This is a genomic window from Streptomyces cinnabarinus, from assembly GCF_027270315.1.
Classification (GTDB): domain Bacteria; phylum Actinomycetota; class Actinomycetes; order Streptomycetales; family Streptomycetaceae; genus Streptomyces; species Streptomyces cinnabarinus.
This window is the reverse complement of sequence record NZ_CP114413.1, coordinates 8859725-8875858: the sequence shown is the minus strand read 5'-3', so window position 1 is coordinate 8875858 and position 16134 is coordinate 8859725. Positions and strand designations below refer to the sequence as shown.

The 16134-nt window shown below is 66.9% G+C and carries 10 protein-coding genes and 2 pseudogenes; 8 read left to right on the top strand and 4 right to left on the bottom strand.

Annotated features, from left to right (window positions below):
• Positions 1-11: 11 nt before the first annotated feature.
• The 8 genes from STRCI_RS40010 (at position 12) to STRCI_RS39975 (ending at position 13895) form a co-directional block, all read left to right on the top strand.
• Positions 12-3185, top strand: a complete 3174-nt coding sequence (locus STRCI_RS40010) for a non-ribosomal peptide synthetase (RefSeq protein ID WP_269663917.1) — start codon at positions 12-14, stop codon at positions 3183-3185.
• A gap of 281 nt (positions 3186-3466) precedes the next feature.
• Positions 3467-4837 (top strand): condensation domain-containing protein, encoded by a 1371-nt coding sequence (locus tag STRCI_RS40005; RefSeq protein WP_269663916.1) that lies wholly within the window; start codon positions 3467-3469, stop codon positions 4835-4837.
• A gap of 156 nt (positions 4838-4993) precedes the next feature.
• Positions 4994-5203, top strand: a complete 210-nt coding sequence (locus tag STRCI_RS40000) for an MbtH family protein (protein ID WP_055536649.1) — start codon at positions 4994-4996, stop codon at positions 5201-5203.
• 100 nt (positions 5204-5303) lie between these two features.
• The gene (locus STRCI_RS39995) at positions 5304-6644 is read left to right on the top strand and encodes an MFS transporter (RefSeq protein WP_269663915.1); all 1341 of its coding nucleotides are present in this window, start codon (positions 5304-5306) and stop codon (positions 6642-6644) included.
• Between the two features lie 66 nt (positions 6645-6710).
• Positions 6711-7916 carry a pyridoxal-phosphate-dependent aminotransferase family protein gene (locus tag STRCI_RS39990; protein ID WP_269663914.1) on the top strand — a complete coding sequence of 402 codons (1206 nt, stop codon included), beginning with the start codon at positions 6711-6713 and terminating at the stop codon, positions 7914-7916.
• Positions 7913-9742: a non-ribosomal peptide synthetase gene (locus STRCI_RS39985; protein WP_269663913.1), complete on the top strand. Its 1830-nt coding sequence runs from the start codon at positions 7913-7915 to the stop codon at positions 9740-9742. Before STRCI_RS39990 ends, STRCI_RS39985 begins: the two co-directional genes overlap by 4 nt.
• Positions 9743-9855: 113 nt before the next feature.
• The gene (locus tag STRCI_RS39980) at positions 9856-10656 is read left to right on the top strand and encodes an NAD(P)-dependent oxidoreductase (protein ID WP_269663912.1); all 801 of its coding nucleotides are present in this window, start codon (positions 9856-9858) and stop codon (positions 10654-10656) included.
• A gap of 77 nt (positions 10657-10733) precedes the next feature.
• Positions 10734-13895, top strand: coding sequence for a non-ribosomal peptide synthetase (locus tag STRCI_RS39975; RefSeq protein WP_269663911.1), 3162 nt, complete (start codon positions 10734-10736; stop codon positions 13893-13895).
• 170 nt (positions 13896-14065) lie between these two features.
• Here the strand turns inward: STRCI_RS39975 and STRCI_RS39970 are convergent.
• From STRCI_RS39970 to STRCI_RS39955, 4 genes and pseudogenes are all read right to left on the bottom strand, one after another.
• A pseudogene (locus tag STRCI_RS39970) lies at positions 14066-14395 on the bottom strand (transposase); the annotation flags it as partial.
• A 224-nt stretch (positions 14396-14619) separates the two neighbouring features.
• The gene (locus STRCI_RS39965; protein WP_269663910.1) at positions 14620-15282 is read right to left on the bottom strand and encodes a hypothetical protein; all 663 of its coding nucleotides are present in this window, start codon (positions 15280-15282) and stop codon (positions 14620-14622) included.
• Between the two features lie 214 nt (positions 15283-15496).
• Entirely contained in the window at positions 15497-15877 is a 381-nt protein-coding gene (locus STRCI_RS39960) for a hypothetical protein (RefSeq protein WP_269663909.1), read from the bottom strand.
• A 35-nt stretch (positions 15878-15912) separates the two neighbouring features.
• Positions 15913-16008: pseudogene (locus STRCI_RS39955) on the bottom strand (VOC family protein); the annotation flags it as partial.
• Positions 16009-16134: the final 126 nt, after the last annotated feature.

Below are 16134 nucleotides of genomic sequence, written 5' to 3'. Positions count from 1 at the left end.
AACACTCTGCGATGCAACCGAAGGACAGCCAGGACCGCCGCGTTGACAGGAGTTTCCCCCTTTCCCTGGCACAGGAGCGGATCTGGGTCTCCGAGCAGCTCACCGATTCGGGCTCGCACTACGGGACCCCGGTTGTGTTCGCCCTGCGCGGCGAGTTGGACCTCGGGCTGCTTGAGGTGGCTCTGACCCATATCGTTGAACGGCACGAAGTGCTGCACTCTGTGGTGTCCATCGCGTCTGGCTCGCCTCGGTTCGTCGTCGTCCCCGCACGCCCCGTAAGACTCGATCCACAGGATGTGGCCTCGGAGCAGGAGATGACTGAGCGGGTGAGCGCCGCGACGGCAGCTCCGTTCGACCTCTTGCACGGGCCGCTCGTGCGCTTCGGCTTGTACCGCCTTGGTCCCGCGGATCACCGCCTGCTGGTGGACATACATCACCTGATCTTCGACGGAGTCTCGGCCGGCGTGTTGGTCCAGGAGCTTGCCGAACTTCTTGCCGCGGGCGCCGAGGGCCGCACACCCGAGCTCCCCATGCTGCCTTTCGCCTACGGGCAGTACGCCGTTGCGCAACTTCGCTCGCTCGACGAGGGCCTGTTGGACAGTCAGGTCGAGCACTGGTGCACCCGGCTCAGGGACGCGTCCTTCGCACTTGAACTGCCCACCGATTACCAGCGTCCCTCACGCATGAGCTTCCATGGCGCCAGCCACTCCTTCACATTGCCGGCTTCGCTGGGCGTCGAACTCGCGGCGGCGGCCCGCCGCTGGAGCGTCACCCCCTACGTGGTCATGCTCGCCGGCTGGGCTGCCGTTCTCGGCCGCTACGCAGGCCAAGAGGACCTGCTGGTGGGCACCCCCATGGCCGGTCGGACCGAGCCGGGCACCGAGGAAATGATCGGCATGTTCGTCAATGTCCTGGCCCTCCGGGTACGCCCAGAGCGAGATCAGACGTTCCACGGCCTGGTCAATCAGACACGCCGGGCTTCCATCGAAGGTCTCGCCTATCAGGAAGCGCCGATCGAGAAGGTCATCGAGCGACTTCGTCCGCCACGCGACCCGAGCCGCAATCCGCTGTTCCAGACGGCGTTCAGCTACGACGAGGCGCTTGAGGAGTCCATACGCGTCGCGGGACTGACGATCGAGGGCGCCGCACCGCCGCCGCGCACCGTCAGCAAACTTGATCTGAGTATCGAGGTCGTTGAGCGGGACGGCCGACTCGAAGCGGAAATCGAGTACGCGACCGACCTGTTCGCGCCGGAGACGATCCGCCGCATCGCATCGCACTACACCACCTTCCTCGCCAACGCTGTCCGCTCGCCGAACCGACCGCTGTGCGAGATTCCACTGGCCTCAGAGGAGGAGCACGCTCGGCTGGTAACGCAGCAGAGCGGAGACGGCGCATCATACGATCCCGTCGTCCTCCCCTCCCTCTTCGAGGCCCAGGTCGCGCGGCGCCCCGACGCATGCGCGGTCTCCTGCGGCGAATTGCGGTGGAGCTACCGACAACTCAACGAGCGGGCCAACCGGCTTGCCAGAGTTCTGATTGCCCGCGGACTGGGACCCGAGAAACTGGTGGGGGTCGCGTTGCCCAGCGGCCCGCTCCTCGTCCTGGCCATCCTCGCGATCAGCAAGGCGGGTGCCGCGTTCCTACCGCTCGACCCGGCCTATCCGACCAAGCGAATCGAGTACATCGTCGGCGACGCGCGTCCCGCCCTGCTGCTGACCGATGCCGCCGGCGCCACGGCCCAGCCCTGGACGATGCCGATCCTGGTCCTCGACGAACAGCAGACCGGGCGTGACGCGGACGCATCGAACCTCTCCGACACACAGCGGTCGCAGCCGCTCACCCTCGCGCACCCGGCATACGTCATTTACACCTCCGGTTCGACCGGGACACCGAAGGGCGTGACGGTCACGCACGAGGGCCTCGCTGGGCTCTCCGGCGCGCAGATCGAGGCATTCGGCGTACGGTCCGACAGTCGGGTCCTGCAATTCGCCAGTCCAAGTTTCGACGCCTCCGTCTCGGAGCTCTGTATGGCCCTGCTCAGCGGCGCTACGGCGGTGTTTGTCCCGGGTCTTCACGACTTCGTCGGTGGTTCGTTCGAAGCAGTGCTTGTCCGAGAGGCTGTGACGCACGTAACCCTGCCGCCCTCGGTACTCGCCTCGCTCTCCCCCGACGAGGATCTGCCCGCGGACCTGACCATCGTGGTCGCCGGGGAAAGCCTGACCGCCGACCTCGCCGCACGCTGGTCCGGGCGTTGCAGTATGTTCAACGCTTACGGGCCTACCGAGGCCACGGTGTGCGCAACGCTGATCGGCCCGCTGACGGGGAACGAGGGGAACGAACCGCCACCCATCGGCCGGCCGATCGCCGGCACCCAGATCTTCGTCCTGGACGAGGGCTTGCGGCCGCTGCCGGTGGGCGTGGCGGGCGAGCTGTACCTTGGCGGCGCTGGGCTGGCCCGCGGATACCTCAGCCGACCCGACCTCACTGCGGCCGGCTTCGTTGCCTGTCCCTTCGGTCCGGCCGGGGGGCGGATGTATCGCACCGGAGATCGGGCCCGCTGGCGTGACGACGGGAATCTTGAGTTCGTCGGGCGCCGGGACGACCAGGTCAAGATGAACGGCTTCCGGATCGAGCTCGGCGAGATCGAGAACGTGATCGCAGCGCACCCAGGTGTGGAACAGACCGCCGTCGTGGTGCGCGAAGACAGGCCGGGGCTGCGGCAAGTCGTCGCCTACGTAGTGGCCCAGGCGCCCAACGAGGAGATCCTCGCCCACGCCGCGTCACAGTTGCCCGGTTACATGCTCCCGTCTGCCGTGGTGCGCTTGCAGAACCTGCCGTTGACCACGAACGGCAAGGTGGACCGGCGTAACCTGCCTGCTCCGGATGATCGTTCATCTGTCACCGATCGCAGCCCGGGCACTGAGCGCGAGCAGCAACTGTGCAAGCTGATCGGCGAGGTGCTGGACCTCGCTGAGGTCGGTGTGGACGAGAGCTTCTTCGAGCTCGGCGGCCAGTCTCTGCACGCGGTGCGTCTGCTGAGCCGGATCCGCAGTGTCATGGGTGTGGAGATCGGTATCAAGACCCTGTTCCAGGCGCCTACCGCGGCGTTGCTCGCGGCGCAGATCGACTCTGGTCAGATCGCCGTCATCACCCGGCCGGCACTCCTTCCGATGGTCCGCTGACCCACGGCGGGCGCCGGATGACTTCCGCGTGGTCGGACGGGCCCGCACAGAGCAGTAGGGATCTCAATGCTTGTGTCAAGCCGATTGCGTCACCGAGGTGTGCAAGAGCCCTTCGGATCGCTTTTTGCGGTGGCAATTTCGCGAGGGGGCGAGTTACCTCATCGTGGTCGGCGCAGCCTCGTACGGGTTTGCCCTTCACGTACCGGACGCCGCGACGGGGCGAACGTTGCCATCAGTCACATCCGATCCTCCCGTACCGCCAACATTTTGTGGGACCAGCCATGATCCCTCTGTCGTTTGGGCAGCTCGGACTGTGGTTCATCCATCAGATGAATCCGGGCAGCTCGATGTACACCATGCAGCTCGCTTCGCGGCTGACGGGGCAGCTGGACAGAACAGCCCTGGAGGAGGCATTGCGAGACGTCGTGCAGCGACATGAATCGCTTCGCACGGTAATCCGGGACGCTAGGGGCGAGCCGCACCAGGTTGTCCTGGATATCTCGGAATGCGCGGTGAGACTGGAGTACAAGGAGCTTGCCGAGGAAGAGGTGCATAAGGCGATGCACGAGGCCTCGGAACGCCCGTTCGACCTTGTGCGCGACCTGCCCCTTCGGGCATGGCTGTTCGCACTGGGGCCGCAGGAGCACGTGCTGCTCATGTCGATGCACCACATCGTCAGCGATGGCTGGTCGTTGGGGCCACTCACCCGAGACCTCGCCCGGGCCTACGCGGCGCGGCGCCGTGGCGCCGCGCCGAATATGCCGCCGCTGCCTGTCCAGTACGCCGACTACGCACTCTGGCAGAGGCGGTTGCTGGGCCGCGAGGAGGACCCGGACAGCCTGGCGTCGAGACAGCTCACGCACTGGCGTTCAGTGCTCGACGGCATACCCCAGGAACTGCGGTTGCCGGTGGATCACCCGCGCCAACCGATGTCCGACTTCGCCGGGGGCACGATCGAGTTCACCCTCGACGCCGATCTACATACGGCACTGGCCGAGGTCGCCCGTACCGAAAATGCGACCATGTTCATGGTATTGCAGGCCGGGTTTGCGGCGCTGCTGAGCAAGCTCGGTGCGGGCACCGACATTCCGATCGGCTCACCCGTGGCCGGCCGCATGGATGATGCGCTGACCGATCTCGTCGGTTACTTCGTCAATATGCTGGTATTCCGCGTTGACGTCTCCGGCGACCTGAGTCTGCGAGACCTGGTCAAGCGGGTCCAGACCGTCGCCCTTGATGCCTACGACAACCAGGACATCCCCTTCGATCGCCTGGTCAGGGCACTCAATCCTGCCCGCTCGCGGACCCGTCACCCGCTTTTCCAGGTCATGTTCACCCTGGAGAACAACACCGACGCCGGGCTCAAGTTCGACGGATTGACCGACGTGCCATTGGCCATCGACGCCGGCAGCTCCATGTTCGACTTGGCGTTGAGCCTGCAGGAGAACTTCGGCCCGGACAAGGAGCCGGCCGGGATGGATGCGTTCCTGGAGTACCAGCTCGACATGTTCGAACGGGAGACCGCACAGCGCATGGCCGACGGTTACCGCCGGATGCTGGCCGCTCTTGCCGCGGACCCGGATGCGCCGACCAGCACAGTCGACGTGCTGGGGGAAGAGCATCAAGCGCTGATGTTCGATCGCGCCCTATGACCACACCGAGGTTCCGGTGGTCGCTGCGAACCAGCCCGAGCTGTTCGCGGCGCGAGGCGCAGTCGGCCCGTTCCCTATTGCCCATGAATTCGGCACGCATATCGAGTTGCGCGGCCGCTGACGAATGATGACAACTTACCTAAGGGAGTGACAGCAGTGGCGAATCCATTCGAGGACCAGGACGGCGTGTACCTGGTGCTGGTCAATGCTGAGGGACAGCACTCGTTGTGGCCCGCAGCCATCACTGTGCCCAAGGGCTGGACCGTAGTACACGGCGAAGCTGGGCGAGAGGACTGCCTGGAGTACGTGAAACGGAACTGGACGGACATGCGGCCCAAGTCCCTGGTCGAGGCGACAACCTCTTGAGGGCCCCTCGGTGTGGCAGCGCCGCCCGACCGGACCCAAAGAAGCCATCACCTAGCCCTCGTGCCGGGACCTGAAACCAGCACGCGCGGAAAGAGACGCAATGAGCGATGTAGGGGTCTCCGGCGAACGAGGACGCCGAGGCAAACGCAGAAGGCTGCTGACTGACCGAAACTTCGCCTCCTTATTGGCCGCCCGGCTGGGCTCCAGCATGGCCAACGGCTTCCTGCCGGTTGCGGAGAGCTTCGGTATCCTCCACACCACTGGTTCTGCGAGTGACCTCGGCCTCGTCCTCGGAGTTCAGGCGGCGGTTTCGCTCGTCCTGTCGCTGTTCGCCGGCGTCGCGGCGGACCGCTTTCCGCGTGCCGCGTTGCTCATCGTTTCGTCGATCGTGCGCCTGGTCGCGGCGGCGACCTTGGCGATAGGGCTACTCACGCATACTGCGACCCTCAGCTGGTTCTTCGCTCTGGCAGTCGTATACGGCGGCGCTGACGCGCTGTTCGGTCCGGCCAGCATGGCGATCATGCCGGACGTCGTTGCGAAAGACGACCTGGACGAGGCCAATGCGTTGGTCGGTACGTTTTCCTCGCTGGCTTGGACGGTGGCCCCTGCGGCGGCAGGAGTGGTCGTGGCGGCGTACGGTGCGGGAGCCGCTTTCCTGGTGGAGAGCGTGCTGATGCTTTTCATCACTCTTTGTCTCGTATTCGCCAAGATCCCCGCTGGGGGCGAAGCCGAGCCGGATCGCGAAGGCGGGACGCTCACGCAGCTGGCGCAAGGATGGCGGGAGTTTCGAATACGCCGCTGGCTATGGCTGCTTACCTTGCAGTGGACGTTGTTCTCGCTGGTCCTGCTGGCTCCCCTCGCGGTCCTCGGCCCGTTGGTAGCCGACACCTATATGGGCGGTGCCGCAGCTTGGGGTGTCATCGGCACCTGCATGACCATCGGCGTGGTCTGCGCGCAGTTCACCGCCGGGCGGATCAAGCCGAAGCGACCGGTGGTCTTCATAGCGTGGCTGCCACCGCTGATCGTCTTCGAAACGCTGGCCCTCGGCTCTGGCGTGCCGACGGTGGTGGTGGCGGGTGCCGCACTGCTCTCCGGCTGTGCGATCGGCCTGCAAGGAGTGTTCTTCCAGACCCTCATGCAGCGAGCCGTACCGAGCGCGGTACTCGGCCGGGTGGCCGCCTTCGACTTGATGGCCTCGGAGATCGCCCAGCCGGTCGGCTTCGCCGTAGCCGGCCCACTGGGCATCCTGTTCGGCCTACGCCCGGTGCTGGTGGGCTGTGCTGTGGTCGCGGTGGTGGGCACGGCACTGTTCGCCCTTGCCCTGACCAGGGTTGAGCAACCAGATCTACAGGTGCAGAACGAGCCGGACGACGCCGGGCTCCGCAAGTACGCCATCGGACCGCACGTGCCGGACGGCGGCAGTGAGGCGTCGGTCAGCTGAGCGGTACTCGACTGCGGACGAGCCTTTGACGAAGCCGGACCCCCGCGGCACGAAGGAATCAGGAAGATGATTTATAAAGACAGGTTGGCCATACCCGGTCCGACTCCGCTGCCGCCCGCGGTCATCGCGGCGGCGACGCATCCAATGGTCGACGAGCGCACCGAGGACTTCGCACGCATATTCACACGAATCATCGACGGGCTCAGGCATGTGCTTGGTACCGCGGGGGACGTGCTGATCTTCTCGTCAAGCACCACCGGTGCGTTCGAGAGCGCGGTGCAGAACCTCTTCAGTCCAGGGGAAAAGGTACTCGTGGTGGACAACGGCGCCTTTGGAAGGCGCTGGGTGGAGCTGTGCCGCGCTTATGGCCTGGAGATCGTCGTGCTCGACGTCGAGTGGGGTTGCGAGCCGGACCCTGCGGCTGTCGAAGCCTGCCTGGCGGCCGACTCGCACATCGTCGCGGCGATCGTCGTACACTGCGAGACCTCCACAGGCGTCGTCACCGACCTTGAGGCCCTCGGGCGCGCGACCCGCAGTGTGCTGACGATAGTGGACTCGGCCTCCGGGGTCGGCGGCTGCGAAATGCAGGCCGACGCGTGGGGGTTGGACGTCGTGGTCGGCGGATCTCAGAAGGCCCTGATGGCGCCGCCAGGGGTCTCTTTCGTCTCGGTCAGTGAGCGTGCCTGGCGCCGGCACGCCAAGGCCAGGCATCTGCGGTACTACTTCGACTGGACGATCACGCGTGACAGCCTGAACGACTCCATCCCGCGTACCCCCTGGACGCCGGCGGTCGGCGTGCTGCTCCAGTTGTCCGCGGCGCTCGAACAGGTACTCGCTGAAGGCATGGAGCGGCGCCACCGGCGGCATTCGGAGCTCGGCAGGATGGCCAGAGCGGGCTTGCGCGGCCTCGGACTTCGGCTGCTGACCCCAGAAGTGGCGCGCAACGGCATCGTGACGGCCGCGTTCACGCCGCCCGGAACAGGCGCGCGATCTCTCGTCGATGCGGTAGTCGAGCACACAGGCGTCCAGTTGGCTACCGGCAACGGAGAACTGGCCGACCAAGTGGTGCGGATCGGTCACTGCGGCCACGCCGACCCGCTCGACCTGGTTACCGCGCTGGCCGCGCTCGAGACCGGGTTGGCAGCCCTCGGCGCCCCGGTGCTGCCGGGCAGTGGCGTCACACCCGTTGTGAAGCTGATGGCAGAGCAGGTTGACGCCGCCGCACGCCCCTTGACGTCGACGTCGCCCAACCCTGAGGAGTCTGCCGCGTGAACGCCGACGTTCAATCAGCGCGTAACGACGCGCCGAAGCTCATCCCGCACCTGCTTGAGCAGCACGCATGGGTGACGCCGCACGCTTGCGCCACCGAGGATGCACAGCGGGCGCTGACCTACGCCGAACTCGCCGCCGAAGCCGAGCACATGGCGGCGCGCCTGGCGGAGGTGGGAGTGCTTCCCGGCGATCGCGTCGGCGTGATGATGCGTCACTCCGTCGACCTGCTTGTCGCGATTCTCGGCGTGCTGCGTGCGGGAGCGGCCTACGTACCCATCGACCCGGACTACCCCGACCAGCGCAAGAGTTTCCTCGCGGCGGACTCCGGTATCAAGATTCTCATCGTAGACGGAGCGCAGGGGACGCCAACCAGCCTGCCCGTCATGACCCTTGCGCCGGACCGGGGGCGCTTGCCTCCCCGTCCGGGCGCCCCCGCAGCCGCGCCGGACGATCTGGCCTGCGTGATCTACACCTCAGGTTCCACCGGAGCGCCCAAAGGCGTCATGATCACCCATCTCGGCCTGGCGAATCTCGCAGCCGCCGCGAGTGCCGAGTTCAACATGGGGCCGGATGACCGCTACCTGATGCTGGCCGCCGCCGCATTCTCCGCCTCACTCGAGGAGCTGTTCCCCCCACTCGTGCAGGGCGGGACAAGCGTGTTCCCGACCGACCGGGTTGCGCTCTCCCCGGTGGAGGCTCTGCTCGACTTCCTCACCGCGCACGACGTCACGCTGCTGGAGATGCAGACCGCGCACTGGCACCTGCTGGTTCACCACCTCGTGGACACCGGCGGGGCACTGCCCCCGTCGCTGCGCCTGGTCGTCGTGGGAGGTGACCGCGCCATGCCCGAAGCCGTCGAGCATTGGAACCGCTTCCGCCTTCCGCTGGTGCACGTCTACGGGCCGACCGAGACCACTGCGACCGCGTCGTACTGGAGCGTGCCGCCCGGACAAGCACCCAAGGACGGGGTGTTGTCCATAGGCGATGCCATCGCCGGAACCCGCATGTTCGTCGTGGACGAGCGGCTCGAACTCGTTCCCGCAGATGCCGAGGGCGAGCTGCTCATCGGTGGTGACTCGCTGGCACGCGGTTACCTGGGCAGACCCGACGTCACCGCGGAGAGGTTCGTCGCCGACCGCTACTCGGGGATTCCGGGTGCCAGGTTGTACCGCACCGGCGATCGGGTACGCCGTCTTCCCGACGGTCGGCTGCAATTCCTCGGACGCGGCGACCAGCAGGTCAAGGTGCGTGGATATCGCGTCGAACCAGGCGAGATCGAGGCTGCGCTCGGCCGGCACCCTTCGGTGCGTCAAGCCCTGGTCACGACTGGTCGAGACGCGTCGGGTGAGCGGCGTCTGATCGGCTACGTGACTGCTGACCGGGACACGGTGAGCGTCGGTGAGCTGCGTTCCTTCCTCGCCGATGAACTGCCGGCCCATCTGATCCCTTCAGCGCTGATCCGGCTGGACGATTTTCCGCTGACGACGCATCGGAAGATCGACCACGCGTTGCTTCCGCAGCCGCCGAAGTGTCGGCCCGACCTGCCCACCGAGTTCGTGCCGCCGACAGGTGAAATCGAGTGGCGCGTCGCCGCCGCCGCGGCGGAGCTACTGGGACTCGACGAGATCGGTGTGCTCGACAACCTGCTTGACCTGGGTGGGGATTCGCTGTTCATGTTGCGGCTGATCAGCTGGATCCGCACACACTTGGGCATCAGCCTCGGTTTCCGCGAGGTCTTCGACGCGTATTCGGTACGCGGAGTGGCGGCGCTGGCCGACGCGAGGGCGGACGTCACGGCGGTGGGTAAGCCGGGCAGTGGCCGGTGACCATGCTTCCCGACCTACCAGTGGCAGTGCTTCCGGAACCGGCGCCCGCCGATCTCATGACAGCGTTGCATGCTTCAGGCGTTCGACTGGCTCCGCCGGCCCGGGCTCAGGGCTTGATCTGGACCGGCGAGCGGCCCTCGGTGCTGGCAGCCGCACTGGAGTGCGCGCCGTCGGTGCGCTGGGTTCAACTGGCGAGCACCGGCGTCGAAAGCTACCTGCCGCTCATGGATCAGCGGATCCGCTGGAGCCGGGCCGTGGGCGTCCAGTCCGAGCTGGTAGCTGAACACGCCCTCATGCTCGCGCTGACCGTGCTGCGCCAGGGCACTGCTTCCGTGAGGGCCGGCGCGTGGCTGCCGCGCCCTGCCATCGGGCTGACGAACGCCGAGGTCCTTGTGGTGGGCGGCGGCGGGGTTGCCCGGGCACTGCTCGCACTGCTGCGCCCGTTCAGGGTCCGCCCCAAGGTGGTGTGCCGCGGCGGCGCCCCGATAGCGGGCGCCGAGGTCGGCACGCCCGATCGCCTCGACGAATGGCTGCCCGAGGCCCGTGTGGTCTTCCTCGCGGCGCCGCTGACCGCGGACACGGCCGGGCTGATCGACGCAGTCAGACTCAGGTCCATGCGTCGGGACGCGTGCCTGGTGAACGTGGCGCGCGGCGGGCTTGTCATCACAGATGACCTCGTTCGTGCGCTGACCTCCGGGTGGATTGCCGGCGCCGGCCTGGACGTCACCGACCCCGAGCCGCTTCCTCCGGAGCACCCGCTGTGGTCCCTTCCCACCTGTGTGATCACCGCGCACTGCGCGGGCGATCTGGATCACGCACTCGGACCCTTCGTCGACCTGGTCCGGCGCAACATTCGTCGACTGGCGAACGGCCTTGAGCCGATCGGCCTGGTCGACCCGGAACTCGGTTACTAGCCGACTGTCAGGAAGAGCGGGTCATGATGACCGAGTCAACCACTACTCCGAAGGCCACGCACCCGACCGGAGCACCCATGGGCAACCGACAGATCGAGAGGATCTCCCTCCTGCAGGAGCAGATCTGGATCGCTGAACAACTCGCCCCGGGCCGCAGCGTTTACGGAATACCTATGGTGATCCGACTGCGTGGCGCGTTGGACACGGAGCTCGCCGCCCGCTGCGTGACCGAGATCGTGCGTCGGCATGAGGTGCTGCGCTCCCGGGTGGGCGAGGAAAACGGTGAACTGCACCTCATCACCGATCCGCCGCAGCCCTTCGCGCTGCCTGTGTTCGACTTTCGCTCCCGGCCCGACGAGTGGCGTGTGTTCGTCGAGACGGCTGCTCGAGAGTCCTTCGACCTTGTGCACGGCCCGCTGCTGCGGGCCGCTGTGCTACGTCTTGAGGATGACGCCTACGCGTTTTTCCTCAACATGCACCACATCGTTGCGGACGGTTGGTCGCTGCGTCTGTTCTGGACCGAGTTCGTCGCGCTCTACGCCGCATGGCACGCGGGCGGTGAGCCCGATCTGCCTGACCTCACCATGCAGTACCGCGACTTCGCTGCCGAACAGCGGCGCATCACCGAGGACGGCGGGTACGGCAACGTGCTCGACGCGTGGGCTCGGGAATTGGCCGGTGCGACGACGGTCCTTGCACTGCCGGTCGATCACAGTTCAGGAGCGTCCCGGGACTACCAGGGGGATGAGTTCACGACAGTGGTGCCAGAGCAGCTTCGGGCCGATACCTACGCCTGCGCCAAGCGGCTCGGGGTCACGCCCTTCGCGATGCTCGGCGGTGTTTGGGGCGTGCTGCTGGCCCGCTGCACCCGTCAGGACGACCTGCTGATCGGAACGCCTCTGGCCGGCCGGACCCGGCCCGAGTACCAGTCGCTCATCGGGCTGTTCGCCAACACCATGCCGTTGCGACTGCGGCTGGACGCGGACGTGTCCTTCGCCTCCCTGGTCCGCGAACTCCAGCTGAGTACTTTCGACGCGCTCTCCTCACAAGACGCGCCTTTCACCGAGCTTGTCAAACGGGTCGACTCCCAACGCACCTCGCGTGAGACCCCGCTCTTCCAGACGATGTTCTCCTTCGAGCAGTCCACGGAGTTCGAGGCCACGCTGCCGGGCTGCGCGGTGACGGAGCTGTACGAGGTGTCCAATGGCGGGGCCCGGTTCCGTCTCAGTCTCAGCGCTGTCGACGCGCTGGGGGAGCTGAGCCTTCAGTTCGAATACGACAGTGAGCTGTTCGACCCGGGCACCATCGAGGCAATGGCCGAGAGCTACCTGGCGCTGCTCGGCGAGGCCGTGTCCCACCCCGAGTTCCCACTGGAGGCGCTTCGCACATCGACCGACGCCGCGCCCGATCGGGAGCTCACCGGCCGACCCGTGCCGGTCGACGAGCCGGCCACCCTGCACGCGCTGTTCGAGCGACGGGTCCGACAGAGCCCAGATGCGCCGGCGATCGAGCGTGAAGACGGTACTCCCGTCAGTTACGCACAGCTCAACAGCCAGGCCAACCGGCTCGCGCGGTATCTGCGTCAGCTAGGTCTTCGCACGGGCGAGCGGGTGGCGCTCGCCTTGCCCCATGGCTCCTCCTGGCCGTCCGCCGTGCTCGCCGTGCTGAAGGCGGGCGGGGCCTACGTCCCGGTGGCTCCGGACGCGCCCGGCAGCCGCAAGGCTCACGTCCTCGCCGAGACCGCGCCCCGCTTGGTGCTCACGGTCGTGGACCTTGCCGAGGGCTTTGCCGGGGCGCACCATGTGCTCGCCCTCGACGACCCGGCGGTTGCTTCCTCGATCGAGGCCCAGACCGGTGAAGATCTCGAGGACATCGCTGTGACAGGCCGCCAGGTCGCGTATGTCCCGTTCACCTCCGGCTCGACGGGAGTGCCCAAGGGCACCCTCGTCACCCATGTCAACCTGACTGCGTTCACCCGTGCCGCGGTGGACACGATCGATCTGGGCCCGGAAGACAGGATGCTGCAGCTCGCCGCGATGACCTTCGACGTACATGTCGAGGAGTTCTTCCCAACCTGGCTGGCCGGTGGCTGCGTCGTCTTTTTCGATGGCGTGCTCGGCCGGACCAGCCCGGAGGCACTGCTGCACCTCCTCGGAGAGCGCGAGATCACCATATGTGAGCTCCCCACCGCCTATTGGATCGAAGTAGTGCGCCTGATCGACCCGGCTGTTGTCCCCATTCCGCAAAGCTTGCGGCGAGTGCTGGTCGGCGGCGAACGCGCGCCGATCGAGGTCTACCAGCGCTGGTTGGACTTCGGGATTCCGCTCACCAATGTCTATGGGCTCACCGAAACGGCGGTGACCAGCACGACCTACCAGCCTGATGCTGACTTCGACCGCGAGGCGCTGCCGATCGGACGACCAATGCCGCACGCCGCCGTCTACGTGCTCGACGCTTTGCTCGCACCGGTTGGACGCGGCGTGCCAGGGGAGATCTACCTGGCCGGCCCCGGCGTCTCCGACGGCTTTCTCAACCGGCCCGAGCAGACCGCCGAGCGCTTCTTGGCGGACCCCTTCGCGGCCGAGCCGGGCGCACGTATGTATCGCACCGGCGACCAAGGCCGATGGACTACCGAAGGTGACCTCGAATTTCTCGGCCGCGTGGACCGTCAGCTCAAACTGCGCGGCCATCGGGTCGAGCTCGCCGAAATCGAATCGGTACTCGACGGCCATCCGGACGTGGCGCTCAGCCTGGTCGTGCCTCGGCGCACCGAGGCTGATCCAGCGGCCGAGCTTGAGCTGATCGCGTTCCTGATCGGTGCGTACGCCGACGAGGCAACAGTCGCGGCGTACGTTCGTACCCAGCTTCCCCCACACCTGGTTCCGGCTCAAATCTCAGTAGTTGAACGGTTCCCGCTCACCTCGCACGGCAAGATTGACGAAGCAGCCTTGCTCGCGCTGCAGAGCCGCGAGCGTGTCGTCCCCGAGGAAGTGCAGGGCAGCGAGCTCGAAGTCAAGGTCGCGGAGGTCTACCGTGAGGTACTCAAAGTACCGACGATCGACCTGCGGACGGACATCTTTGCGCTGGGCTTCCACTCTCTGGCCGCGCTGCGGCTCGTTTCCCGCCTCAATAGTGTGTTCACGGTGCAAGTCCCGATTGTCGAGTTCTTCGTGGACTCCTCAGTCACCAACGCTGCCCGACTGATCGTGGCGGCGGGGGCCGACCAACCAGTCGGCTGACCGCGCCATCGGCGCATACGACCGACGTCCTGCGCGGGATCATGCTGGTCGCCCTCAAAGAGCTCTCCCACAAGCCCTGGAGCGACCAACAGGGCAACCTCGCTAGAGGTTGCCCTACCTTTCACACGTGGGTCTGATCCGGTCGTTCGTAGGACTTTCCAGTTCTTCAGGATGAGCAGTCCGGTGCCCTGATAGCCGCCGTCGGCGATGGTGGGAACGCCGCGGCAGACCCGGTCGACGCCGGACTCGGTGAAGGCCCGGCAGTCGTTGCGGCTACCGGGCAGCGGATCACCGATGGCCACCGCCAGACGGCTGTTGGCGTCAATGACCACCTGCAGGTTCGTCGAGTACCGGTAGTTCTTGCTCGAGGCAGCCACGCTGCGATCCCTGGTGGGCACCAGCGTGCCGTCCACGATCTACAGGGTGTCCTCCCGTTTCCGGCGCGCTGGCGAGATCGCCAGCAGCGGCGCCAGATGGTCAAGGATCCGGTCCGCGGCCGCTGATGCTCAGAACCGCCGCCACCCGCGGCCTGGATCCCGACCTGATCTCCTTCACCCAAACCCTGCGCTCCGCCCGGCGCAGCGTGACCGTCACGCCGGGCCGCTTTTCCCCCTGAGCTGCTGGTCAGAGCCATCGTCTGGCTCCAGCACGACCTGCTCGAACACCTCCTGCCACACAGACGCCTACGCAGCCAGCCCCGCGTCGTCAAACGCAAGATGTCCAACTACCGACTCAAACGGGCTCGGCACCACACCTGGCCACAGCCCACCCAGACCGGCACCCAAGCCATCCGCGTCCAACGCCCCCAACCCGCAGACCCGTAAAGCAACAGCATTGCCTTTAGGCGGCGGTGGACGCTGTCGGCGCAAGGGGCTCGGTGTTCGTGAACGGCTGCCCACGCCCATAGGGCGGCAACGCTCGGCAGGTCGGCCGTTTTCTCGACGCCCTCGGTGTGTTCGGTATGCGGTGGGTCCAGGAGGACAAGCAGCGGCTTACCGAGCGCCAGGAGCCCTTCGTGGTCGCCGTGCCGCAGACTCAGGCTGCTCGCCTTGTGGAGCACACCACGGATGCGCTGGTCCTGTGGTGTGAGCCGGTGGAGCGCGGCCGCGTAAGCGCGCGCCGATCGGGGCCAGTTGGTCCTGGCCTCCTGGCGGGCTGCGGCCAGCAGCAGCGGCACGGCGAGGGCATCGTCCAGGCGCGGGCCTGAGGCTGCGACGCGATCGGCCAGCCTCGGGTAGCCGCGGCCGGCGACTTCGGCACCGAGCTCGTCCGCCAACCGCTTGATGTACCGAGCGGAGTTGCCCTGCACGTCGCGCTGGATGGGCAGAGTCCGCAAGGCCGCGGCGAGCGCCGGGACGGCGAATGACAGGCGGCCCTGCGGGCCCATGGTCAGGATCCCGTCCTTGATCCAGCGTGCCCAGCGCCCTCGACACAGCATCCGTCAACGCGGATTCGGCCGGACGGCCGAACCGCCGTGTGACGTGGACGTCGACGAGCGTGGCGACATCGGCAGGCTGCAGAGGGGGCAAAAAGGACATGGTCGGCCGCGGCCGTCAGCTGGGCGCGGCCGGGTTCCGCCGCAGGCCCTTGCCGCCCGGCCATCACCGCGGGTACGCCTCGCGGGCGGAAGACCCGCAGCAGCAGCGCCAAAGCATCGGCGCTGCGCTGCGGCATCCGCTCGACGCCGTCGACAACCAGCGCGAACGGGTCTGGCGGAATGCCTCCATCAGTACCTCGGAGAAGGCGGATAGCGCGCTCGCCCAGCCCTCCCGCACGGCGGCGCGCAACTGTGCTCGGCGGGCTGCCGTGAGAGGCGGCAGGCAGCCGTCGGGATCCTCGACGGTCAGGCCGCAGCCCGCGTCGAGGGCGAAAGCGTCGGCTGTGTCCTCGGAGTCTTCGTCTTCCCAGCCGAGCCTCACCACCGCGGCGCCGTCCTGGGCTGCCGCACGCTGCGCCTGCTCCAGTACCGCGGTCTTGCCCATCCCTGCCTCTGCGGTGACCAGGCCGTCGTCGAGACGCGGTCGGTGGTGTTGACGTCGATGTGCAGCCGGGGCTTTCCCGTCCGGGGGTCACTGGTCGGGCTGAAGACGAGGGTGGGCTGCGGGCCGCCGAAATCGGCTGGTGCTGTCGGGTCGCTCGGCCTGGTGCGCATCGGGACAGTTCGGGGCGGAAAGCAGCGCGTCCCGGTACGGGCGTTCCAGTGTGGCGTTCCAGGCGTTGCGTGTTTGACCTGTTCAGG